Source organism: Labrenzia sp. ATLA3 (assembly GCF_057180185.1).
Map to the genome: position 1 here is coordinate 13887 of NZ_JBXUKV010000008.1, position 20254 is coordinate 34140.

Annotated in this window: 24 protein-coding genes; 9 read left to right on the forward strand and 15 right to left on the reverse strand. The window is 58.1% G+C overall.

Features of this window, described 5'->3' with window-relative positions:
- Positions 1–346 precede the first annotated feature (346 nt).
- Positions 347–814 (forward strand): hypothetical protein, encoded by a 468-nt coding sequence (locus tag AC2A6O_RS21605; RefSeq protein WP_498930205.1) that lies wholly within the window; start codon positions 347–349, stop codon positions 812–814.
- Positions 811–2022, forward strand: coding sequence for an HlyD family secretion protein (locus AC2A6O_RS21610; protein WP_498930207.1), 1212 nt, complete (start codon positions 811–813; stop codon positions 2020–2022). The genes AC2A6O_RS21605 and AC2A6O_RS21610 overlap by 4 nt, the downstream gene beginning before the upstream one ends.
- A 289-nt stretch (positions 2023–2311) precedes the next feature.
- Here AC2A6O_RS21610 and AC2A6O_RS21615 read toward each other — a convergent pair whose 3' ends face one another.
- Both AC2A6O_RS21615 and AC2A6O_RS21620 read right to left on the reverse strand, forming a co-directional pair.
- Entirely contained in the window at positions 2312–2608 is a 297-nt protein-coding gene (locus tag AC2A6O_RS21615; protein WP_498930209.1) for an AzlD domain-containing protein, read from the reverse strand.
- Positions 2605–3297, reverse strand: coding sequence for an AzlC family ABC transporter permease (locus AC2A6O_RS21620; protein ID WP_498930210.1), 693 nt, complete (start codon positions 3295–3297; stop codon positions 2605–2607). Before AC2A6O_RS21620 ends, AC2A6O_RS21615 begins: the two co-directional genes overlap by 4 nt.
- A gap of 103 nt (positions 3298–3400) precedes the next feature.
- Here AC2A6O_RS21620 and AC2A6O_RS21625 point away from each other — a divergent pair, with 103 nt between their 5' ends.
- A complete protein-coding gene (locus tag AC2A6O_RS21625) occupies positions 3401–3853 on the forward strand; it encodes an Lrp/AsnC family transcriptional regulator (RefSeq protein ID WP_498930212.1) in 453 nt (150 codons plus the stop codon).
- Positions 3854–3882: 29 nt separating this feature from the next.
- On the opposite strand, the gene AC2A6O_RS21630 is transcribed toward AC2A6O_RS21625, so the two are convergent.
- Positions 3883–4845, reverse strand: coding sequence for an NmrA/HSCARG family protein (locus AC2A6O_RS21630; protein ID WP_498930835.1), 963 nt, complete (start codon positions 4843–4845; stop codon positions 3883–3885).
- A 153-nt stretch (positions 4846–4998) separates the two neighbouring features.
- Between AC2A6O_RS21630 and AC2A6O_RS21635 the strand changes: the two genes are divergently transcribed.
- A complete protein-coding gene (locus AC2A6O_RS21635; protein WP_498930214.1) occupies positions 4999–5913 on the forward strand; it encodes a LysR family transcriptional regulator in 915 nt (304 codons plus the stop codon).
- A gap of 146 nt (positions 5914–6059) precedes the next feature.
- Here AC2A6O_RS21635 and AC2A6O_RS21640 read toward each other — a convergent pair whose 3' ends face one another.
- The 8 genes from AC2A6O_RS21640 to AC2A6O_RS21675 all read right to left on the reverse strand — a co-directional run bounded on the left by AC2A6O_RS21640 (position 6060) and on the right by AC2A6O_RS21675 (position 11374).
- Positions 6060–6575 carry a hypothetical protein gene (locus tag AC2A6O_RS21640; protein ID WP_498930216.1) on the reverse strand — a complete coding sequence of 172 codons (516 nt, stop codon included), beginning with the start codon at positions 6573–6575 and terminating at the stop codon, positions 6060–6062.
- Between the two features lie 463 nt (positions 6576–7038).
- Positions 7039–8073 carry a protease modulator HflC gene (hflC, locus tag AC2A6O_RS21645; protein ID WP_498930218.1) on the reverse strand — a complete coding sequence of 345 codons (1035 nt, stop codon included), beginning with the start codon at positions 8071–8073 and terminating at the stop codon, positions 7039–7041.
- Entirely contained in the window at positions 8070–9137 is a 1068-nt protein-coding gene (gene hflK, locus AC2A6O_RS21650) for an FtsH protease activity modulator HflK (RefSeq protein ID WP_498930220.1), read from the reverse strand. Before hflK ends, hflC begins: the two co-directional genes overlap by 4 nt.
- A gap of 19 nt (positions 9138–9156) precedes the next feature.
- Positions 9157–9471 carry a hypothetical protein gene (locus AC2A6O_RS21655; protein ID WP_148582334.1) on the reverse strand — a complete coding sequence of 105 codons (315 nt, stop codon included), beginning with the start codon at positions 9469–9471 and terminating at the stop codon, positions 9157–9159.
- Positions 9472–9509: 38 nt separating this feature from the next.
- Entirely contained in the window at positions 9510–9863 is a 354-nt protein-coding gene (locus AC2A6O_RS21660; protein ID WP_148582333.1) for a hypothetical protein, read from the reverse strand.
- Complete coding sequence (locus AC2A6O_RS21665) at positions 9860–10162, reverse strand: hypothetical protein (RefSeq protein WP_498930223.1); 303 nt, start codon at positions 10160–10162, stop codon at positions 9860–9862. Before AC2A6O_RS21665 ends, AC2A6O_RS21660 begins: the two co-directional genes overlap by 4 nt.
- A gap of 129 nt (positions 10163–10291) precedes the next feature.
- Complete coding sequence (locus tag AC2A6O_RS21670) at positions 10292–10462, reverse strand: hypothetical protein (RefSeq protein WP_498930225.1); 171 nt, start codon at positions 10460–10462, stop codon at positions 10292–10294.
- Positions 10463–10495: 33 nt separating this feature from the next.
- Positions 10496–11374, reverse strand: coding sequence for a Crp/Fnr family transcriptional regulator (locus AC2A6O_RS21675; protein ID WP_498930227.1), 879 nt, complete (start codon positions 11372–11374; stop codon positions 10496–10498).
- A 169-nt stretch (positions 11375–11543) separates the two neighbouring features.
- Here AC2A6O_RS21675 and AC2A6O_RS21680 point away from each other — a divergent pair, with 169 nt between their 5' ends.
- Entirely contained in the window at positions 11544–11792 is a 249-nt protein-coding gene (locus AC2A6O_RS21680) for a hypothetical protein (RefSeq protein WP_498930229.1), read from the forward strand.
- A 192-nt stretch (positions 11793–11984) separates the two neighbouring features.
- Positions 11985–12473 (forward strand): nucleoside deaminase, encoded by a 489-nt coding sequence (locus AC2A6O_RS21685; RefSeq protein WP_498930231.1) that lies wholly within the window; start codon positions 11985–11987, stop codon positions 12471–12473.
- A gap of 80 nt (positions 12474–12553) precedes the next feature.
- Here the strand turns inward: AC2A6O_RS21685 and AC2A6O_RS21690 are convergent, their stop codons facing one another.
- The 3 genes from AC2A6O_RS21690 to AC2A6O_RS21700 are packed head-to-tail and all read right to left on the reverse strand — an operon-like array spanning position 12554 to position 15561.
- The gene (locus tag AC2A6O_RS21690; protein ID WP_498930233.1) at positions 12554–13525 is read right to left on the reverse strand and encodes a Bug family tripartite tricarboxylate transporter substrate binding protein; all 972 of its coding nucleotides are present in this window, start codon (positions 13523–13525) and stop codon (positions 12554–12556) included.
- Complete coding sequence (locus AC2A6O_RS21695; protein WP_498930235.1) at positions 13515–15053, reverse strand: tripartite tricarboxylate transporter permease; 1539 nt, start codon at positions 15051–15053, stop codon at positions 13515–13517. The genes AC2A6O_RS21690 and AC2A6O_RS21695 overlap by 11 nt, the downstream gene beginning before the upstream one ends.
- Before the next feature lies 1 nt (position 15054).
- The gene (locus AC2A6O_RS21700) at positions 15055–15561 is read right to left on the reverse strand and encodes a tripartite tricarboxylate transporter TctB family protein (RefSeq protein ID WP_498930237.1); all 507 of its coding nucleotides are present in this window, start codon (positions 15559–15561) and stop codon (positions 15055–15057) included.
- A 128-nt stretch (positions 15562–15689) separates the two neighbouring features.
- On the opposite strand from AC2A6O_RS21700, the gene AC2A6O_RS21705 reads away from it, so the two are divergent.
- A complete protein-coding gene (locus tag AC2A6O_RS21705; RefSeq protein WP_498930239.1) occupies positions 15690–16070 on the forward strand; it encodes a hydroxyisourate hydrolase in 381 nt (126 codons plus the stop codon).
- A 37-nt stretch (positions 16071–16107) separates the two neighbouring features.
- On the opposite strand, the gene uraD is transcribed toward AC2A6O_RS21705, so the two are convergent.
- A complete protein-coding gene (gene uraD, locus AC2A6O_RS21710) occupies positions 16108–16716 on the reverse strand; it encodes a 2-oxo-4-hydroxy-4-carboxy-5-ureidoimidazoline decarboxylase (protein WP_498930241.1) in 609 nt (202 codons plus the stop codon).
- A 104-nt stretch (positions 16717–16820) separates the two neighbouring features.
- Here uraD and AC2A6O_RS21715 point away from each other — a divergent pair, with 104 nt between their 5' ends.
- Together AC2A6O_RS21715 and AC2A6O_RS21720 are read left to right on the forward strand one after the other, a co-directional pair.
- Positions 16821–17774, forward strand: coding sequence for a LysR family transcriptional regulator (locus AC2A6O_RS21715; RefSeq protein ID WP_498930243.1), 954 nt, complete (start codon positions 16821–16823; stop codon positions 17772–17774).
- 1114 nt (positions 17775–18888) lie between these two features.
- Complete coding sequence (locus AC2A6O_RS21720; RefSeq protein ID WP_498930245.1) at positions 18889–19995, forward strand: glycosyltransferase family 4 protein; 1107 nt, start codon at positions 18889–18891, stop codon at positions 19993–19995.
- Positions 19996–20254 lie beyond the last annotated feature (259 nt).

Sequence of the window (20254 nt, forward strand, 5' to 3'; positions counted from 1 at the left end):
GCCATGTTCGCTTTCAGGAGGCTAACGACACCCGGCGAATGTCAGTTCTCTGCCTGCTCATGATTCTCATTCAGTTCCGAAGCACCGCGACTGACAGGGAACCCCGTTGGCCGCTTAACCAGCTGACATGAAAGCGAAATTGAGCCGCGCGAGGGAAACACGTCAAACCGCGTGTCAATCAGGTCGATGCCTCACCCCAGAAAAGCGTGTGTCCCGACAAGACCGGGCGCTATCGGCGTGGCGTGTCTTCAATTGGGGCAACAATTTACAGTTTCAATCGGGCGTTGGTCCGGTCATTATGGTGTCTGCGACGCCGCGTCATGGGGCGTCCGACAGGGGGACATTCATGAGCACAACGGCAACGACAGGGCAGACGTTGGATCCGCCACCAGATTCCTGGGTCGCGCCCGGCACCAGCGACAGCTTTGCCACAGCGGGACTGATTACCCTGCTGTTTCTATTGTTTCTGGTGATTTACCTCTACGCCGTTTTCGACCGTTACGCGGAACACAGGGGATCTACGACCCCGCTACGCACAACGATCCCGACCATGCTGGTGGTCGGCCTTGCCTATGACCTGGTGCCACCCTTGCGGGACGTCAGCCTTCTGTTGCCGATGACACTGATCATTGCCGCCTTCGCTTATGACGTTGTTCTATGGCTGAAGCCGGAAGCGGCTGAGGACGAACTCGCGCCGGTGGTGGAAACAGCTGCCGTCGATGACACACCACCTGCCAATGAGACAGTTGCCCCGGATGAACAACCGGTCGCGGATCTTCAGGCGGTCGACGAGACAAAAGGAGCCAACGCATGATCGAGCTCCTTATTACCTGCTTTCCGCTGTTGCTGCGTATTGCCTATTTGCGCTGGCGGGGCCGCGCCGTGACGCTCTACAACGTCCACCGTGCGCTGTTCGTCTGGATCGTGCTGTTCGTCGCGCTGATCTTCACGGTAGAATATTATCATCCCGACACAACCAATGCGCTGATCCCTTTTCGCGTCGTTCCGGTTGTCACCGAACGCGGCGGCACGGTCACCGAGGTGTCCGTCAAGGCCGGTGAGAACGTCAAGGTTGGCGATCTCCTCTTCACGGTGGACGACAGCAGTGAAAAGGCGGCAGTCGCCACCGCTCAGGCCACGGTGGGCGAAGTCAACAGCCAGATTGATGTCATCAAGGCGCAGATCAAGGAAGCAGGCGCTGATCTTGCCCGGACCAAAGCGGCTCTCGACAAGGCAAACCTGACCATGACGGAACAGCAGGACCTGAAGGACAGGAAGTCGCCCGCTTACACGTTGAACAGGTATGAGAACGCAAAGGCTGCGCAGGAACAGGCCGCCGCCAATGTGAATGCCGCCGACTCCAAGCTGGAGGCGCTGCAGGTACAGCTCAGCCAGGTGTTGCCTGCACAGTTGAAGTCCGCAGAAGCCGCGCTTGATCAAGCCAAGGTCACTCTCAGTGAGACCAAGGTCTACTCGTCTGTCTCCGGGCGGATCGAGCAGCTTACCTTGAACGTCGGCGCCCGCGCCGCGCAGTTCTCCGTCAACCCGGCGATGGTGATCGTTCCGGATCGCAACAAGAGCGATCCGATCGAGATTGTCGCCGGCTTCAGCCAGACCAACAGCGCGGTTCTGCATGTCGGCATGCCGGCGGAGGTTGCCTGCGAAAGCAACATCAACAACGGCATGAAGGACACGGTTCTGGCAGCGCGCATCGTCCGCATCCAGGACGCTATCGCGACCGGTCAGCTCGGTCCGACCGGCACCCTGATGCAGCCATCGGACCGGCGCGGCCCAGGCGATCTGGTCGTGCATGTCCGGCTTGAATATCCGGAACAGAATGCTCTGCTTGTCGATGGTACCAGATGCCTTGTCCAGGCCTATACGACCCGGATTTCCGGCTCGCTCCAGGGCACCTTCATGGGCGGTGTCATCCAGGCCTGGGCGCTGGAAAAGGCGCTGATCATGCGGATGAAAGTCTGGATGATGCTCTTCGCCGGAACGGGCCTGGTCGGCGGCGACTGAGTTTGGGGCGAAAGGCACGATCTGTGACGCGGTGATCGAACAGCTCTGATCGGCAGGCATTTCGATGCCTGCCGGCTGACAGAGACGTTCCGCCAATGGCAGCAAAGTTCATGCTGCTGAAGACAGGAAACCTCAGCCGCGGAAGCGCTTGGCGGACCGTCCCGTAAGCCGCTGAGCGAGCGTTTGGGAGGCGCATTGCGGAGCGTTCTGTCGTCTGACGGCCGCCAGGTTAATTCAGGGTCCTTGAAAGCGTCAGCGTGCTTGCCTGCGCACTGAATGAAATACCCCTTTACACCCCCAGCCACCTTAGGCCGGCAAAGGCAACCACGCCCAACGCCATGGTCGCGATCACGTGGTTTGTCATGATTGCGATGCCAAGTGCCACACCGGCTGCAATCCAGGTCGGCAGTGGTTGTCCGGTCAGCGACGAGGCGACCAGACTGACGACGATCAATCCCGGCACATCATCCAGGATCCAGGCCTGACGGGACGCCCGGATGCGCTCGCCTGCAATCAACCCCGCGACCCGGACCAGGAAAGCCGCCAGGGCCAACAGACCGGTTACGGCCCAAAGTGCCCCGCTCATGTGATTGCCTCCTTCGCGCGGCGCACCAGGTAGATGGCCACCAACCCGCAAATCGCGCCCGCAACGATCCCGTAAGCCTTGGGTGCGCCAAGCGAGACAACCGCAATCGTTGCCCCTGCCGCCACAGACCAGGCAAGCGCCTGAGACCGTCCCCGCCAGAGCCCCCGCGCCATGGCGATGAAGGCCGCGGTGAAAGCGAAGCCCAGACCAAAGCGTTCGAGGTTCGGCAGGACAGCTCCGATCACCGCCCCGAGTGCGGTCGAAGTGGTCCAGACCGAGATCATCACCATTCCGGACCCCAGAAGGAATTTGGCTCCGACATCGGGCGACTTTGCGCGCTCGGCCATTGTCAGAGCCCAGTTCTCGTCCCCGGTCACGTGGATAGCGACCAGCTTCTTCCAAAGCGAAAGTCCGTTGAGCACTTCCGAGAGGGACGCGACGATGCCGACATAGCGGAGGTTCAAGGCAGCCCCGGCGAAGACCGCGCCCAGGACGGCACCCGTCGACGCAAACTGTTCTACGGCAACGATCTGCGAAGATCCGGCGTGGACGGAGGCGCTCATCAAGCCAACGCCCCACCACGGGAAACCAACCTGCGCAGCCAGAAGGCCAAACGCGAAACCGTAGACGGCGGCTCCAAGCGCCAGGGGCAAAATGGCGAAGGCCCCAACTTTCATACCATGTGTCATGCTTCGCACCTTAGACGAGTCCATCTGATGCACACGACACACGATATGGCCGATCAATGATACAAAAAGATCAGAAGACTGCTTGAACTAAAGGAAAGACATCATGGATGCCTCAGACAGAAAACTTCTCGATCAGCTCCAGAAGAACGCCAAAACCTCGATCCAGTCCCTTGCCGAGACGGCCGGCCTCTCAACGGCCTCGGTCCAGCGCCGGGTGCGAGCGTTAAGGGAGACAGGAGCGATCCAGCGGGAGGTCGCGATACTCGATCCCGGACAGGTCGGCCTCGGCATCACGGCCATCGTGGCTGTTGAACTGGAGCGCGACCGCCTCGACCAGATCGACGCCTTCAAGCGCAAAGCGCGTGAAGATCGCCAGGTCACCCACTTCTACTGTATTGCCGGAGAGGCCGATTTCATCCTCATCGTGATGGCCCGGGATATCGCCGACTACGAGGCCTTCACCCACCGTTTCTTCTTTGCCGACAAGAACGTCCGCAAGTTCCGGACATCTATCGTTGTCTCAACCGTGAAGGCGACGTCGGAAGTGCCGGTCTGAGGCCCTCGAGCGGGGCTGCCCGGCTGCAGCTACCGGGCATCAAGCGCGAAAGAACGTGCTTCTCCGCGCCATCCCGTTTTACGCAGGAATTGTTCCCAGTTGAGTGAATTTGTGTCTATGCGACGGCTCCATTCAAGATCACGTTCCTTGCTGAAGTAGCCATAGTCCACGGCATATTCCACCATCCCAAGCAACTCTTGCACATGCAGTTCATTGGCTGCGAATTCGGGAAAATATTGCAACAGACCGCCGCGCGTATAGGCATTGCGATATTCGGCCTTCAGCCCCGTAACACGCCGGAACGTCTGGATCATCTCTCGCGGGGAAATAACGTCGCCGACGATCGGCAATGTTCTGTGATTGTACGTTCCAGGATTTGAGAAAATTTCGAGGACGGCAGGACCGGTAGCGGTCAAGGGATCGACGAAAGGCGCTCGAAAGTCTTCGGGCAAATAGATTGGCAATACCAGCGTGCCGCCTTCCATGCGCGGCGTATAGTATTCAAGCAGGTTGGTGTAGAAAAAACTCAGAATAATGAAGGTGTGGGATATTGGCAGGCTGCGGATGTGATCCGCCACCCGCGCCTTGTCGGTAAAATGCGGGACGTATTTCCGCCCGCTCGAGCGCTTGTCGGCATTCTCAAGCGTGCTGAACACGACGTGTCCCACCCCGGCCTCGACCGCGGCATCGGCCAGCTCAATGCCGAGTTGCGTCTCGTGCGTCTGTGGCGGAGCAATGGGAGGTGTCATGAGAAAAGCGCCGTCAGCGCCTTCGAATGCGGAAACGAATTGCCTTTTTTGACCTGGTTCGAGCGGAACCGTGACAATTTCGGCGCCCAACTTTGCCAGCGCCAAGGCCTCCGGTGTGTCACCGCGGCGGGTTAATGCGCGCACGCGGAAACGGTTGGATTTCAGCAGGCTGCTTGCCGCACTACGGCCTTGTTTGCTGGTTGCGCCGGCAATCACAATTAGCGGGCTGTTTTCTGAAGTCATCTGGATTTTTTCCTGATTGTTGCCGGATATCGCAGCTGGTGCCACGCAAAAGGCCATGGGCTCACCGGCTCCTTGAAGGTCTCACGCGTTGACAAATAATCAGGCCGAATTAATTGCGCCATAGCGGCTAAATGCATAATACTATTCCGTAATATGGATAGATTGAACATCAGCATCGATCGGATGCAAACATTCGTCCGACTTGCGGAACGGGGCAGTTTCTCCGCCGTTGCCCGCGAGGTTGGTGTGGGGCAGTCAACAGTCACCCGCCAGATCAAAGAGCTTGAAGAGGCCGTGGGAGTGCCGTTGCTGACGCGCACGACACGCCGCGTTGCATTGACGGATGAAGGGCAAGGTTTCTATGCGGCCTGCCTCAATGTTCTACGCCTGGTGGAGCAGGCGACCGATGAAGCTCGAAACGACCGGAGTGCTGCGGCAGGCAACATTCGAATTTCCTGTACGACTGCCCTGGGTGTTTTGCATGTCAGCCGGCTGCTCTTTGCTTTTCAGGATCAATATTCTTCGATCGGGATCGACCTGAGCCTGACAGACGAGCGTATCAATCTGGTCAAGGAAGGGATTGATATAGCGATCCGTCTTGGGCCCCTGAGCGACAGTTCAATGAAGCTTCATGCACTGGGTATGTCCAAGCGTATTCTGGTCGCCGCGCCTTCCTATCTGGCAACAGTCGCGCGACCTTTGAACATTCAAGATATCTCCGGATATCAAGCCATTCGCATGACAAACGTTGCCGGCAGCGAAACCCTGGAGCTGACCGGTCAAAATGGGGACCGCAGCAGGGTGGACCTCACGGGCTCGTTTCGCGTCGACAACGGGCTGGCCGCGCGCGAGGCTCTGGCCGCAGGCCGGGGCATTGCCCCCGCACATCAATGGCTGGTCGACGACCTGCTGAAAACAGGAGAACTGGAAATCCTGTTTCCGGAGTACGGATTGCAGCCGGTCCCCGTCAGTATGCTCATCGTTCCCGAACGACGCGGCATCTCCCGCGTTAGATTGCTTGCCGACTACCTGGCGGAACAAATACCAAATCTACCAGGGATAGATTAGGCCGTGGACAGCCGGTTTGCGGACACCAGGTTCATCTACGCGGACAAGCATCCCTGCCGAATGTCTCCGACCGCGAAGAGCTGACTGAGCTGGTTCAGGTTCGTACGACGAAGGCCTGATTAGACAGGTACAAAGAAGACGCCCAATTAGAAGTATTTGGTCAATCGAACCCACCAGGCCGCCAAGAACCGCGCCTTCAAAATCTGTGGCCGTGCCGCGCGCCGACTGGAATTGTCCGAATTGTTCTTCGTCATCTGGTCCAGCGCATTTCTTGCATTCATGCCCTGCATCAGATCGCCGTCAATTGTTGCCGGCCCTCCGGTAAAGACGTGGTAGATCGTCCAGGAGCCGTCGACTTCGATCCGCTTCCCATACTCACTGTGCATCGAGTCCAAACTTGGTCTGCCGCCCTCGTCATCCCAAGTTGCGAGTGCCCGCACCGTGAAATCAAAGGGATCCGGCAACCGGTTTCGCATCACTTTCGGATGTGCGGCGGGAGGGGCACCATCAGGCACCGGCCAGCAACTGCCGAACGGAGCAACGTTGGCAACGGGAAGCTCACCAACCATCATGGGATTCACCACCGACGAGCCAGCCATGCATGGTCCAAAGACTGATGGCGGATCGGGAGAACGCTCCAGAAGACGTTCGGATTTCTTCACAATGGCCGTGCCTTTAACACTCTCTCCAATGAAGGAACATGCATGTCGGGTTAGACAGAGGCACGAAGTGGTTTTTGGTTTTGAGCGGAAGTTGCCCTAAGGTGAGTTTGACCTTCGCGACAGCAGCCAACTGGCGCTCGCCAGACAGAAAAATGACTGCTGATTAGAGGCTCTTCACCAGAGTGAGTGAGCGCCTCAATTGCGGTTTAACGGTGTCTCCGGATTGCGTCATTTGAATAAAAGAAAAAATACGCGAAACAATCGGATATCGTGTAGGCATTTCTCCCTAGTACATAGGGCAGACCTGCTCGATTTACTTCAAACCGAAGAATAATACCCTCCTCGACATTTACTCTCTTGAGCGTTTTCGACTTTCACCAAGCGACCACAATTCATCGGTTTTTTGGGGCGCAGTCACTTTTCATTTCTCGCTCCGGGCGAAAAAACGCCCGGACAGATCGGCTCAACGGCGGACAGGACTCACGCGCCCCAGCACCCCGGCATCCAACTCCGGAAGGTCAGGCTCTTTTTTCCCGTCGTAAGCTTGCACGCCCTTCAAGAACTTGAAGAGATCGCTGTCCGTCGACAAGACGAGGGTCGTTCCGGAAGAAATCATGTCCTTGTAGGCCTGCATAGTTCTCGAGAACTCGTAGAACTCCGCGGCAAGAGGCGTGATGTTGTACGCCTGGGCGTATATGTCGGCGGCGGTGGCGTCGGCCACACCGCGGATTTCTTCCACCGCCCGGTAGGCTTCGGATTGAATCTTGTTCAGATCGCGCACCCGGTTGCCGCGGATACGTGCCGCCTCGCCGTTGCCTTCGGACAGAAAACGTTCGGCGATCTGACGCCGCTCGGAGACCATCCGGTCATAAATCTTCGGCCGGACGCTTTCATTGTAATTGATGCGCTTGAACCGGATGTCGAGGAGTGCAATCCCGAAGACACGAACCTTTTCGGCCGCGGCTCCGAAAATTTCCTGCTCTACAAGTGCACGGCCTTTCTGGATCGGAACCAGTGAACCGATATCCTGGGCGCGTTCTTCGTCGGTCAGGAGAGAATCCCGCAAGGGGATGCGCCCCCTTGTCGTGCGGATAATTTCGATCAACTCGTGCTTGGCAACCGCGTTGCGTGTCTCGCTGCCAAGGATGTCATCGAGCCGCGATTGCGCACTGCGTTCGTCACGCAGACGAAGAAAATATTGCAAGGGATCGATAATCTTCCAACGGGCAAAGAGGTCGACCGAAATGTAAAGCTTGTCTTTTGTCGGCATATCGGAGGGATTGCCGTCCCACTCCAGAACCCGTCGGTCGATCCGGTTGACGTCCTGTATGAAGGGCAGTTTCAATTTCAGGCCCGACGTCGTCACCGGTTCGCCAACGGGCTTGCCGAACTGGGTGATGATCGCCTGTTCAACTTCGCTGACCGTGTAGACGGCGGTGGAAGCGGTCACAACCGCAACGGCGACAATGCCCGCAAGAAGTCCCCATACGATCTTCATGGCTGGCTTTCCCTTTGGCGGTCGAGATTGAGAAGCGGCAAGATGCTGCTGGTTGACCCGTCAACGATGATCTTCGACCCGATAGTAGGCATCACGTCCTGAAGGGTTTCGATATAGATTCGCCGCCGGGTGACCTCCGGTGCTTTCAGATATTCCGTCAGCAGCGCGGTAAAGCGCGCGGCATCGCCCTCAGCCTCGTTGATCCGTTTCAGCCGATAACCGTCGGCTTCGCGGATACGCTGGTCCTTTTCGCCTTCCGCCAGCGGGATGACCTTGTTGTATTCCCGGCGGGCTTCGTTGATCAGACGCTCCTTTTCCTGCTGGGCCTGATTGACTTCATTGAACGAGGATTGAACGGGCTCGGGCGGATTGATATTTTTGAGCTGCACCTGGTCGATGCTGATGCCCATGGCGTATTTGGTCGCCAGTGTCTGCATCTTCAGCAGCGCTTCGCTTTCGATTTCCTGCCGACCGATCGTGATGACTTCGTCGACTGTGCGGTCGCCGACCACTTCGCGCATGACGGATTCAGAGACGTATCGAAGCGTTGCGGCCGGTTCGCGTACCTCAAACAGAAACTTGACCGGATCGGAGATCCGGTACTGAACCACCCACTCGACAAGGGCCGCATTCAGATCGCCCGTGACCATTTCGGTCTCGCGCCGTCCGTCCGCGGGACTCTGATAGGGATCCGAGCCACCTGGTGTTGTGAAGCCGAATTCCTGCTTCAGCTGTCGCTTGACCGGGACGATCGTCGCCGTGTCGATGCCCATGGGAAACTTGAAATGCAATCCCGGTGGTACTTCAGCGACGAACTTGCCAAATCGCTGGATCACGGCAACGGAGTCACTCGGCACGGTGTAATAGGACGACCACAAGCCGAGTGCGACGATGGCAAGCCCGCCGGCGACAAGAATTCCGCGAACGGACGGTGTACCGCCCGGAAACATTCCACCGAAATGCTGCCGCCCCTGACGTAGAAAGGCGTCCACGTCCAAAGACTGGCTCTTAGGGTCAGTCCCCCATGGGCCCGAGTTCTGCGGACCGTCTTTTTCGGAAGACATGACTTTTCCTCTCCGGAAACTAAAACTTGGGTGGATTGCTTTCGCGGCTTGTGTTCGAGAGCGTTTTCGCATCCGGATCGATTGGCGCGTTTTCAAAAAGATCCGTTTTCTGCTGCACATTGTCAGCAGAAACGAACTGCGGAGCGATGTTTCGTCTCGTCTCGGCTCCATGCGCCGGCATGCCTGGGCTTGCTGTCTGGATGGAGAACGTACTCTCCCGGCGATTTCGCCTTTGTCGGCAGAAGAAACCTTCGCATATGACGTCTTGCTTCACGTAATACGCGACGGTATCGGCAGCTTCCAAGTCGAACTCTAGGACTGTCTTTTCAGGCATGACTGACACCCCGCTCCTGTCTCCAGACAGGACTTCACTCAAGACAGGTCAGGCTCAAGTGCCGTGAGGCAGGCCTGGGCCAAATCCCGGTCCGCGCTGTCGGATCCTGGCATCGTCGCCCAGCCGGTTTCCATGAGTACGGTCCTGCGCTGGTAAGCTGAAGTTTCGCGAATTTCCGCCAGCTTTGCCGTGCGCTCATCATCGGAACGAGACTGGCCGACGCACACCGGCACCAGCGCTGCAATCACCTTGTCATGTGACGACGTGCTTGCCATCTTTGCCGCGGTTCCGCCGGTGACCCAGCCTCCCCACGAAAATCCCGCTATGCTGACGGCAATTGCGCCGATCACGACACCATACGCGGCAGGTTTCACCCATTCTGGAATATTCATTTCAAGTCCTCCGGCGGAAAGGGCGCCGCCTCGCTCTGTTGCTTGTCATCGTTGGCGGCCCGGTCTCGGCTGAGTTCCTCTTCCAGATCGTTTCCGGAGATCTCCCGCATCTCGGTCCTGCCGTTGTCGGCGACGATCAGATACGTTGCCGTCTTCCGGTAGGCGAGGAAGCTCAATCCCTGAAGAAGCTCTTCTTCGACAAGAATTTCATAGTCTCCGGCAGGTAGGACTTCCGATTGCCCTCTCAGAGAGAAAGGATGGAAGAACTTCACCGTCGATCTGGTCGACCGAGTGTTCATCGTAAAGTCCGCCATTTGTCTTGGGTATGCTCAAGTCAGGCTCCCTGGATGGCCTTGCTCGGCCAATTCTTGGGGCGCGACTATTTCAAACATCTTAGAGAGACCCGGATCGTCCTGTACTGATCAAGGTTAGTTTTCATCGGAAATCTTTGTCCAAACCTCGAAGTTTTTCAGAGTGTTTTCACCAAATGTCCGTGTCAGCGGAATATCGGATGCATCCCGCCCGCACCCGACCAGAAAACGAGCGATACGGCGTTCGTTGTTGCGCGGATAGAAGATCCACCATAGATCCCTACGCAATACCGGCTCCCCAAGAGAGACACTCGGTGTGGCCTATTTCAGCAATGGCCCGGTCTGGTCGAGATATTCGGGATCGAACAGGGCAAATTCGACCAGGCGGTCACGATCATCGAATGTCACCTTGCCATTTCGAAACGTCACAAGCCCGTTTTCGCGCAACTGCCGCAAGATGCGGTTGACGTGCACGGCGCTCAGTCCCAGTGCGTCGGCGAGGTGATACTGTGTCAGCGGACAGTTGTAGCCCGTTTGGCTGCTCATGCCGACCAGCGCCAACCTGGAGCCAAGTTCGAGCAGAAAATGGGCCATACGGACGTCCGCATCACGGCGTCCCAGGTTTACGAGATGTTCGACGACCATCGCCTCGTCCCGCGATATCGCCCAGAGAATAGCGGTCGCCAGGCGGGTGCTCTGCGCGAAGGCCGCAAGCAGATCATCTGAGGGAACTTCAACTGCCTGAATATCGGTGACCGGTTCGAAACTATGATCCGAGGTGCGCAACAGAACGCTTCGCAACCCCAGAAAATCTCCAGGAATCTGAAAATCGATGATCTGTCGTGTCCCGTCCGGCTGAAGTTTGTAGGAACAGACCCAACCTTCGGAAAGGATATAGGCAGCTTGTTCCGACTGTCCCTGTTGTACGAGATCACGTCCTGCCACGAATGAGCGGCGACGCTGATGCAGATGGTGCAACACTTCGAGTTCGTTCGGGGACAAGGCCACGAAGCTGGAAAGCTTGCGGGCAAGCGGACTTTTCTCGATAGAGTTCAAATCCTTTTCTCCCAGGCAACGAACCATTTCCAAAATGACTGGGCCAAGACTGCTTTCAATCAGTGCAGCATACTGATTTTCTGTCACCATGGTGAAGTTTATCGGACTGGCACCCAATACCAACCACTGCCGATGATCGCTCATCAGCCCGCTTGTCAGGTCATTCGGCCAGGATCGGTGCGCCGGTCGAGGCGCATCATCAACCATTAAGCACAACAACGTCCGCGGATCCCGACGGCTGAGCCTTTCGTTGCGCCTCGCAGCCGAAGTTGGGATATGCCTGGGCTTCTAGCCCGTGAAAGGGGTCATCAAGATGCCTGACCAAAGAGACTATTCAGGAATGGCGGCGCTCTCGATCTGTGAAGCCCTTTTGCTGGCAATGAACGATCACAAAATTCTTCCCGAACAAGAGATCGTGGGCGTCTTGCGCGATGCCGCTTCAACGCATGAAAACGCGACCGGTCCGAAAGACGACGTGGAAACTCACCGGGCCGTGTCTGATCTGATCAATCGGATCATCGCCGGGGGGAACTCGGTCAGGCGGCCACAATCCAATTCGTGATTGCGCGCAATCGGTATTGGTTCATGTCCTTCAAGGAGAACGCGATCCACATCGCAGCATGCGCAAAATTTCCCGGAAATCGGCTCTCCCCTCGTCGCATCAAACACAATTTGAGCACGTCTTCTCTCCAGCGCCTCTGCGTGTCAAACTCGCGCAACGGCGCAGAAACTGCAGGTGCGAAAAGGTTGTGTGATGTTCGAAGAGCAATTCCTTCGCCGGGCGATTGAGCTCTCGGCAACGGCCCTGGAGACCCCGGGAACCGAACCGTTCGCCGCGGTTGTCGTCCGGAATGGACAGATCGTTGGGCAAGGCATCAACCGGTCTCTGGAAAAGCGTGACCCAACATCGCATGGAGAGACGGAAGCGATCCGCGACGCCTGCCGGCACCTCGACACGGTCGATCTACACGAGTGCGATCTGTATTCGAGCTGCGAACCGTGTGCGCTTTGTGTCGCCGCAATGCAGATCTCCGGAATCCGGCGATTGTACTACGCGGCGGGTCTTGCCGAGAGCAATGCGGCCCTCCAGCATTTGCCCTTGTCGGCACGTTTCACGGTAGCCGCGGACACGCTCCGTGAACAGTGCGGAAAGACGGTCGAGGAACGGGCGATGCCGGCACGTCAGGCTCTTTCCGAGGATGCAATGAAGGTGCTGTTCGCCTGGGCCAAACAACGTGCTTGACCACGTGGCTGCTGCGACCCTTGCCCCCGTTGCAGAACCGGGGCCGCCCCGCCGGAAAGCGGAACGGCGGAACTCTTAGATCATTCCTTGATGCCGGCCGCTTCGATCAGCGGCGCCCAGACCCCGATGAGTTCGCTGACAAGGGCCTCATAGTCTTCCGATGACATGGCCACGTGGGTGATGCCGAGATCGGTGAGTTTTGCCTGGACTTCCGGTTTGGCGAATACCGCAAGGACCGTTTCATGGATCTTGTCCCGGAGCGCAGGGTCGAGACCTGCAGGTGCGGAAAGGCCGACCCAGTTCTCGATCACGATGTCATATCCCTGTTCCCGGAATGTCGGCACATCCGGAAGCTGCGGATTGCGTTCCGGCGACGCGATTGCGAGCGCAACGGCTTCGCCGTCTTCGATCATGTCACTGTTCTGAACAACCATATCGTAGAAAGAATCCAGCGCGCCGGCCCGGAAATCCTGGATCGCGGGCGCGCTGCCCTGATAGGGCACGTGGATGGATTCGACCGACAATGCCGCGTCCACGGCTTCGCCGAGGATGTGGGAGATCGAGCCTACGCCGCTCGACCCGTAGGTCATTGGTGTCTCCTTCACCTGGGCGACATACGCTTCAAGCGTCGTGATGCCCGACGATGGCTGCACGAAGAGCCCGGGTGCGGATGCGCCGATGTAGGCGACATGCGTGAAGTCTGCGATAGGATCGTAAGGCAGAGATTTGAAGCGCGTTGGCGAAATGGTGAATGGCGCGTTGTTTGACAAGATCAGCGTCGTGCCGTCAGCAGGCTGCTGGGCAACATAGTCCGCCGCCACGGTTCCGGCGGCGCCGGGGCGATTGTCGACAACCGCCTTTTGCCCGAAACCGGTATCGAGTTGCTGGGCAAGAAGACGGGCGACGAGGTCGCTTGTTCCGCCAGGGGGAAAGGTCACGACGATGCGGACGGGCTCATCGCTCCAGGCGCCCGGTTCCGCCAGCACCGCCGTGGATGTCATGGCGGTGGCGACTGCCATCACCGCACCGGTAAATTGGGCCTTATAGTTCATTTGGCTGTTCCTTTCTGCTTGATCCGAGACGGGCCGCCAATGCGCGGCGGTGCGTTCGTGCCGTGGAGTAGAGTGCGAAAACGATAATCAGCGCAGTGATTGCCAGAAGCGTCGCGCTGATGGGACGCGTCACGAAAACCATGGGATCTCCGCGCGAGAGCAGCATCGTGCGGCGCAGGTGCTCTTCCATCATGGGACCCAGAACGAACCCCAGAAGAAGCGGCGCCGGCTCGAACCGGAAGAGGCGCATCACGTATCCGACGACACCGATGACGAGTGTCAGCCAAATGTCGAAAACGTTGTTGTTGAGACTGTAGACCCCCATGCAGATCAGAACGATGATGGTGGGGTACATGTATTTGTACGGGATATTCAGAAGCCTGACCCATATGCCAATGAGCGGAATATTCAGGATGAGCAGCATGATGTTGCCGACCAGGAAACTCGCAACCAGCCCCCAGAACATGTCGGGCTGCTCCGTCAAGAGGCGCGGGCCCGGCGTGATGCCGTAGATCATGAGTGCTCCAATGACGATTGCCATCGGCGGGCTGCCCGGCACACCCAGCGTCAACGTCGGGATGAATGCAGTCTGGGTTGCCGAATTGTTAGCGGCCTCGGGAACGGCGACACCCGGCACAACGCCGGTTCCAAAGTCCTTGCGCTGCGGCGAGACCCGTTTTTCCACGGCATAGGCAAGGGCCGCCGCGATGGTCTGCCCGGTGCCTGGCAGGGCGCCGATGAAGGATCCGATGGCCCCGCCCCTCAGGATGGGAGCGAACAGCGATTTCCATTCCTTCTTCGACGGGTAAAAATCGGAATAATCCACGGTCTGGGTTGCCGTACCGCTGCGTGTGGCACGGATCGAGGCGATCACCTCGCCAACACCGAACAGTCCCATTGCGACGATGACGATATGGATGCCGTCACGTAGCTCGGGAACACCCATGGTGAACCGTGTGACCCCGGTAGTGAGATCGATCCCGATGGTGCCCAGCATCAACCCCGTGATGACCATCGCAATCCCCTTCAGGGCACCGCCGTTGCTGACGGCGGACGCTGCAATCAGACCAAGCAGAATGACGGCGAAATAGTCTGCCGGAGCAAAGGACAAGGCGAGCTTTGCCAGGAGGGGCGACAAGAGTGCGATGACGACCATGCCGATGATACCGCCGCCGAAGGAGGCCGTCGCCGTTGAGAACAGGGCAACACCCGCACGGCCCTTCTTGGCCAGCTGGTGCCCCTCGATTGCCGTGATGGAGGCCGCCGGCGTACCGGGAACGTTCAGCAGGATCGACGCCGTCGAACCGCCGTATTCGGCGCCGTAGAAGACACCGGCAATCATAACCAGCGCCGGCGTGGGATCGAGATAGAAGGTGATCGGCAGGATCATCGCAATCGCCGCCATGGAGCCGATCCCGGGCAATACGCCAATGAACGTACCGAGAAAGACCCCGATGAAGCAGTACATCAGGTTTTCGGGCTGCAGGACGACGAGCAGGCCTTGGCTGAAGTTTGCAAGAATATCCATGCTAGAACTCCAGGAAAGGCTTGATGGGCAGGTTCAGGAGCTCGATGAAGACACCCCAGCATCCCAGTGCGACGATGATCCCCAGGAGAGCCTTGCCCCGCAGGGAAAGGTTGCGGTCGGGAAGGCTGGCAACGACGACGGTCGCAAAGACCCCAGGCACCAGACCCAGCCGGTCCACGACGATCGCAAAGACGGCCAGCGATGCGGAGATGGCCAGCAGCCCGATCCAGTCCGGCGTTTCCGCAAGTCCGTCGCCCTTTCGCTCCGCAATAACGATGGCGAGCGCGAGCACGGCTAATACGGCACCCGTTGCGAAGGGAAAGGCGCCGGTTCCAAGACGTGTCGGAACGCCAAGGCCCAGTTGCCATCCGCCCACCATAAAGACGACGCTGAGGACAAGCAGAAGCACACCGCCAATTTCACCGCCCCAGCCGGTCGCCCCGACAGGGCTTTCGACGGCCAGTTCGCCCTGACCATTATCTTCGGGCTCATTGGAGTACTGGTTCATCCTTGCCTCGCTTCCACACAGGGATGCCTGCGTTCGAAATGCCGCTCAGGTCGCCTTTGCATCGCAGGAACTGGCGTGACAGAGTTTGCCCGAAGACGTGGCACCGCGAGATCAGATGAGGCATCAGGATGACAGATGAAAAAACCGCAGTGCAGGCCGGGGGCATCTCCATCCACGCGGTTGACGTTGCGCGCGGCATACCGGCGTCCGGCCTGACGGTCCGGTTGAGGCGCCTGTCGCCGGAGCCGGACATGGTCGCGGAAGGCGCTTGCACGGCGACGGGGCATTTCATTCATCCTGTCGCGGAAGGAACAGGTGTCCTGCGCGGCACCTACGAGGTGGAGTTCGACGTCGGCGCGTATTTCAGGGCGGGCGGCGTTTCCATTCCCGACCCGTCTTTTCTGGACGTCGCGGTTTTTCGCTTCGGCATCGATGCCGTTCACGAACATTTCCATCTGCCGTTCAAGTTCACCCCCTGGGGCTTTTCGCTCTTCCGAGGTGGAGCCTAGACGCGACAAAGGCCGCGACGTTCCGAAAAGATGGCGTTCAGACATTGCGCGCCTCGCTGGTCTTTGTCCGCAAACGGTCGGTCTCCACTGCGGAAGCCTGCGTTTCCGCCGGGTCTTCCCCTGACTGTAATCCGAAGGCTTGCGCAGCACGGTTCCCGATAACCGAAGCGATTTCCGCCAGCGTCGACACGTGCTCTTCCACCGGCGAAGCAGCCAGCCGGCGCTCATAGGTGTCGAACACCACCTCCAGGTCAGGCATGCGGTGCAGCGCCAGGATGAACGGGTGGCCGAAACGTGCCGCATAGGCCGCATTCATGCGTTTGAGGCGCGCCGCGTCTTCAGCGGCCAATGCCGTCAGCCCGAGGCGGCCCTGTTCGTCCGTCGAGGCCTCGGTCATCGTGCCTTCGGTGGCCTCGCGGCCGGCAAGTTCCGGATGGGCGCGGAAGAGCTGGACCTGTTTGTCGAACCCTGACGACAGGATCGTTTCGACCAAGCGCCGGGCAACTTCCTGGTCGGAAGCGAAGGGGCGCTGATCGACCACGATTTCCGCCACCCAGGACGACCTTTCGACAATCCGCTCCAGCATCCGGAGCGCTGTCTCCCGTGGCGCGACGTTCAGTTGCTGAAGGCTTCCGGCCCTGGACATTCGGTTCGTTCTCCGTGGCTGTCCAAGTCAGGCTACTTGGCGTTTCCGTTGCAATCCATGATGGAATAGGCAACATTGCATTCTAATAATTAGGATGATGCACGATGCACCTCCATCTTGTGCCCCGCAGCCTGCACTACATTGAGGCTGTTGCGGAACACGGGTCGATTCAGGCGGCGGCCCGCGCCATCGGCATTTCCGCCTCGGCAATCGACAGGCAGATCAAGCTGCTCGAGGACCGGATCGGTGTTCAGCTGTTCGACCGCCAGACGCGGGGCATGCAGCTGTCCCCCGCGGGCGAAATGTTCGTCCTCCTGGCACAGAGGTGGCGCGCCGACGAAACCCGCATCCAGTCCGATGTGAAGCGCATGCAGGGTGTTGATTTCGGCCACATCCGCCTTGCGACAATGGACAGCCAGGTGAATGGCGTCATACCGCGTTTTCTTGAAGTCATCAGCGAACGGTACCCGCGCGTGCGCGTCGATGTGGAAGTTGCGACCCCTGACGGTGCCGCAGAGCTTCTGGACGACGGTCAATGCGACCTGATCCTCGCCTTCAATCTTCGCCGGCTCAGGGACGTACACGTCATCTGGACCGCCGACCTGCCGCTCTATTGCGTCGTTGCACCTGGACATGCACTGGCGGCTCAGCGTTCCGTGAAGCTTGCGGACGTGCGCAAGCAGGCCATCGTCGTTCAGAGCAGGGCCCTTTCGATCCGCCGTATGCTGGATGAACAGCATGCCTGGGTCTTCGAGGACGGCCCTCCCCCCGTCGTCACAAATTCGCTTCAGCTTCTGAAGCAGCTCGTGATCGGGGGAAGCCATGTTGCCCTGACCTCCGAAATGGACGCTGCTCCTGAACTGATGAACGGCAGCATGGTCGCGCTTGAGGTCAAAGCAAGGGGAATTGCCGCCCAGTCAATCAGCGTTGCCGTCAGTGCACGCAGAACTCTTCCACGTATCGCGAACGAAGTCGCAAACTGTCTCGCGGAAGAGGCGTCGAGGACGCTTACAGCGGTCCGTGAGACTTGCGAACGTCCCGCAACACTTTCCGAATGAGATCAGCGCAGGAGCAAACAGAGTTGGGGCCCATCATCCATGGGTTTCCCGGGAAGCGCTCTTCTCGAAACATCGAACGATACCGGGAGGTGTCGTGGATTGCCCTTGTCCGAGATCCCAGGCTGGTCTTGGCTTTGCCCGACCCGATGACCCGGGTTCAACCTCGGGCCAAATAGTTTGTCAGCTGCCTGCAGCCACTCTCCGGTACAAAACAGGGTCCAGCACACGCTGTCTGAACTCGATGAACGCATTTCGAATACATCTTCCAGGAACCGCTAAAACCTGACTTACCAATACGTATCTCGATGTACGAGCCTGGCGAAGCCAAATATCCCCGACAAATTCACGTATGCGTTGAAATATTGGTTGTAAAGTCTTTTCGCCTCCTAATATTATTCTATAAATATCATAATATTACTATTTGGGACACAATATACGATCAAAAATATTCACTTCTTACAGGTCTATCGCGCAAGCATAAATTGCAGCGAAAAGATCCTGCGTCTCGTAGAGGGACTTGTTGTATTCAAAGCATTCCCTGCGAGGCGCAAATGGTGTAATATTTATTAAATTGGGAGGATTGGTCGTTAACTAAACCACATTTTTTCGCTCGTGTGCGACAAGTTCATGTAGCGGGTCAGGAACCAAATTGCAGTGGGAGAGAGGCTGCACGGTCCGACCAGGGAGCAGGTTGAGTTCCCGTAAGATTTTCCGCAAGGCTGCGCCTGGAATGTAAGCTCTTTTACTTATATTTGAGTAAGAGCTTTAACTTAAGACGATACGAATACTAATTATTTTGTAGCAGAATGGAATACCGCCAAGCTTCATAACAAAATAGCCGCGACCGTTTGGTTGTTAGCAGCGCTATTTTTTCACTGTGCATTTCCTGGGGGGGAGATCCAATTTTTTACAGCTCTTTAATTGTCGCTCGTGCGCACATCAGCACCAAGCCGGTGGAAACCGACAAGATCAGGGCGACCGATAAGCTCGACCTTCATTCGCGTGCACAGATGATCCGTTCCGCTGCTGAACATGAAGGGATGAACAGCGCGAAAATGGACAACCATCTGGTGCGGAACGGCTTCACCTGCTCTGTCGCGAGAAAGGATCCGTAATGCGTGTCGTGTTTGTACTTGCGGGCCTCGGCGCAGGCGGTGCGGAAAAAGTCGTCAACCTGCTGGCCCACCACCGTCTTGCCGCTGGCGATGATGTGCATGTGATCGCCGTCAACGCGACTGATTCCACCTCATATTTTTCCTATGATCCCGACATTCAGGTCGAAGGCCTAAGCCGCACCGGCCAGTATTCCCGGCATTTTGTCGCTGCACAACGGGCAATGGATCTGCGTAGACGCCTGGCGAGGATCAAACCGGATTTGGTCGTCTCCTTCCTGACCAAGATCAACGTCATCACGGTGCTTGCGACCGCGGGTACCGGCACTCCGACGATCATATCGGAACGCAACAATTTCGATCTTCAGCAAATGAGCCGCTTCTGGCGCTGGACCCGGCCGATGGCGGCCCTTGCAGCGAACAGGGTCGTCGTGATGACGGAGCGCGCGCGTGAAAGACAATCCGCCCGCATCCAGAAAAAGACCACCGTTATTCCAAATCCGGTCACACCGCTGCCACGCGCCAAGCCGCGGCCTGATGCGGGCCGCAGGGTTGTCGCGGTCGGACGGCTCGACCAACAAAAGGGGTTTGATATCCTCATCGCTGGCTTTGCCCAGGTCGTGGAGCGCGTCCCTGATGCGGAGTTGACGATCTATGGCGAAGGTCCGGAGCGGTCCGCACTCGAAAAGCAGATTTCAGACCTCGGGCTGCAGGAAGTCGTTCGCCTGGCGGGTGTCACGCAAGTGCCGGGCGAATGGACATCGCCCGGTGACGTGTTTGCCCTGAGTTCACGCTTCGAAGGGTTTGCGAATGTCGTCCTTGAGGCGATATCGAGCGGAATGGCAGTTGTTTCTACCGACTGCCCCTGGGGCCCCGGTGAGATCGTGCAGGACGGAACCACGGGCCTGCTCGTGCCAATGGGCAGCAAAGAGGCGCTTGCTTCGGCGATCACTCGGGTCCTTACCGACCCGGCGCTGCGCAGATCTTTCTGCGAAGCCGGCCCGCCCTCGCTGGATCGCTTTTCCACGGCAAACGTTCTTGGCCAATGGGACCAGGCATTTTTGCAAGCCGCAAGCCCTCCGTCTTTCACGGCTCTTGCTGTTGCTTGATAGGGAGTTCATGAACGTCTCAGCGACGCAAGCGAGCAGAGACAAGGGAAGGGCCGACAGGGCGTGGCGCTTCGGGCTCGCTGGAGCTGACAGGGCGTCAAATCGGGGCATGAGACCTCCCTGCTGGTTTCAGTTGGAACCATGCAGTTTCCAAGAGGTTGTTGTTGCTGTCCACTGAGGCCCTGTGAGTGCCGTTCATCACGCGGCATGGTCCGAAACCGGCACACATTCCAGGCATCTGAGACTGCGGGAGCGAAAG

What these genes read in the sequence shown, in the direction of transcription:
- AC2A6O_RS21605 (WP_498930205.1), top strand. Translation starts at nt 347, where the DNA reads ATGAGCACAACGGCAACGACAGGGCAGACGTTGGATCCGCCACCAGAT.
- AC2A6O_RS21610 (WP_498930207.1), top strand. Translation starts at nt 811, where the DNA reads ATGATCGAGCTCCTTATTACCTGCTTTCCGCTGTTGCTGCGTATTGCC.
- AC2A6O_RS21615 (WP_498930209.1), bottom strand. Translation starts at nt 2,608, where the DNA reads ATGAGCGGGGCACTTTGGGCCGTAACCGGTCTGTTGGCCCTGGCGGCT.
- AC2A6O_RS21620 (WP_498930210.1), bottom strand. Translation starts at nt 3,297, where the DNA reads ATGACACATGGTATGAAAGTTGGGGCCTTCGCCATTTTGCCCCTGGCG.
- AC2A6O_RS21625 (WP_498930212.1), top strand. Translation starts at nt 3,401, where the DNA reads ATGGATGCCTCAGACAGAAAACTTCTCGATCAGCTCCAGAAGAACGCC.
- AC2A6O_RS21630 (WP_498930835.1), bottom strand. Translation starts at nt 4,845, where the DNA reads ATGACTTCAGAAAACAGCCCGCTAATTGTGATTGCCGGCGCAACCAGC.
- AC2A6O_RS21635 (WP_498930214.1), top strand. Translation starts at nt 4,999, where the DNA reads ATGGATAGATTGAACATCAGCATCGATCGGATGCAAACATTCGTCCGA.
- hflC (WP_498930218.1), bottom strand. Translation starts at nt 8,073, where the DNA reads ATGAAGATCGTATGGGGACTTCTTGCGGGCATTGTCGCCGTTGCGGTT.
- hflK (WP_498930220.1), bottom strand. Translation starts at nt 9,137, where the DNA reads ATGTCTTCCGAAAAAGACGGTCCGCAGAACTCGGGCCCATGGGGGACT.
- AC2A6O_RS21655 (WP_148582334.1), bottom strand. Translation starts at nt 9,471, where the DNA reads ATGCCTGAAAAGACAGTCCTAGAGTTCGACTTGGAAGCTGCCGATACC.
- AC2A6O_RS21660 (WP_148582333.1), bottom strand. Translation starts at nt 9,863, where the DNA reads ATGAATATTCCAGAATGGGTGAAACCTGCCGCGTATGGTGTCGTGATC.
- AC2A6O_RS21665 (WP_498930223.1), bottom strand. Translation starts at nt 10,162, where the DNA reads ATGAACACTCGGTCGACCAGATCGACGGTGAAGTTCTTCCATCCTTTC.
- AC2A6O_RS21675 (WP_498930227.1), bottom strand. Translation starts at nt 11,374, where the DNA reads ATGAGCGATCATCGGCAGTGGTTGGTATTGGGTGCCAGTCCGATAAAC.
- AC2A6O_RS21680 (WP_498930229.1), top strand. Translation starts at nt 11,544, where the DNA reads ATGCCTGACCAAAGAGACTATTCAGGAATGGCGGCGCTCTCGATCTGT.
- AC2A6O_RS21685 (WP_498930231.1), top strand. Translation starts at nt 11,985, where the DNA reads ATGTTCGAAGAGCAATTCCTTCGCCGGGCGATTGAGCTCTCGGCAACG.
- AC2A6O_RS21690 (WP_498930233.1), bottom strand. Translation starts at nt 13,525, where the DNA reads ATGAACTATAAGGCCCAATTTACCGGTGCGGTGATGGCAGTCGCCACC.
- AC2A6O_RS21695 (WP_498930235.1), bottom strand. Translation starts at nt 15,053, where the DNA reads ATGGATATTCTTGCAAACTTCAGCCAAGGCCTGCTCGTCGTCCTGCAG.
- AC2A6O_RS21700 (WP_498930237.1), bottom strand. Translation starts at nt 15,561, where the DNA reads ATGAACCAGTACTCCAATGAGCCCGAAGATAATGGTCAGGGCGAACTG.
- AC2A6O_RS21705 (WP_498930239.1), top strand. Translation starts at nt 15,690, where the DNA reads ATGACAGATGAAAAAACCGCAGTGCAGGCCGGGGGCATCTCCATCCAC.
- uraD (WP_498930241.1), bottom strand. Translation starts at nt 16,716, where the DNA reads ATGTCCAGGGCCGGAAGCCTTCAGCAACTGAACGTCGCGCCACGGGAG.
- AC2A6O_RS21715 (WP_498930243.1), top strand. Translation starts at nt 16,821, where the DNA reads ATGCACCTCCATCTTGTGCCCCGCAGCCTGCACTACATTGAGGCTGTT.
- AC2A6O_RS21720 (WP_498930245.1), top strand. Translation starts at nt 18,889, where the DNA reads ATGCGTGTCGTGTTTGTACTTGCGGGCCTCGGCGCAGGCGGTGCGGAA.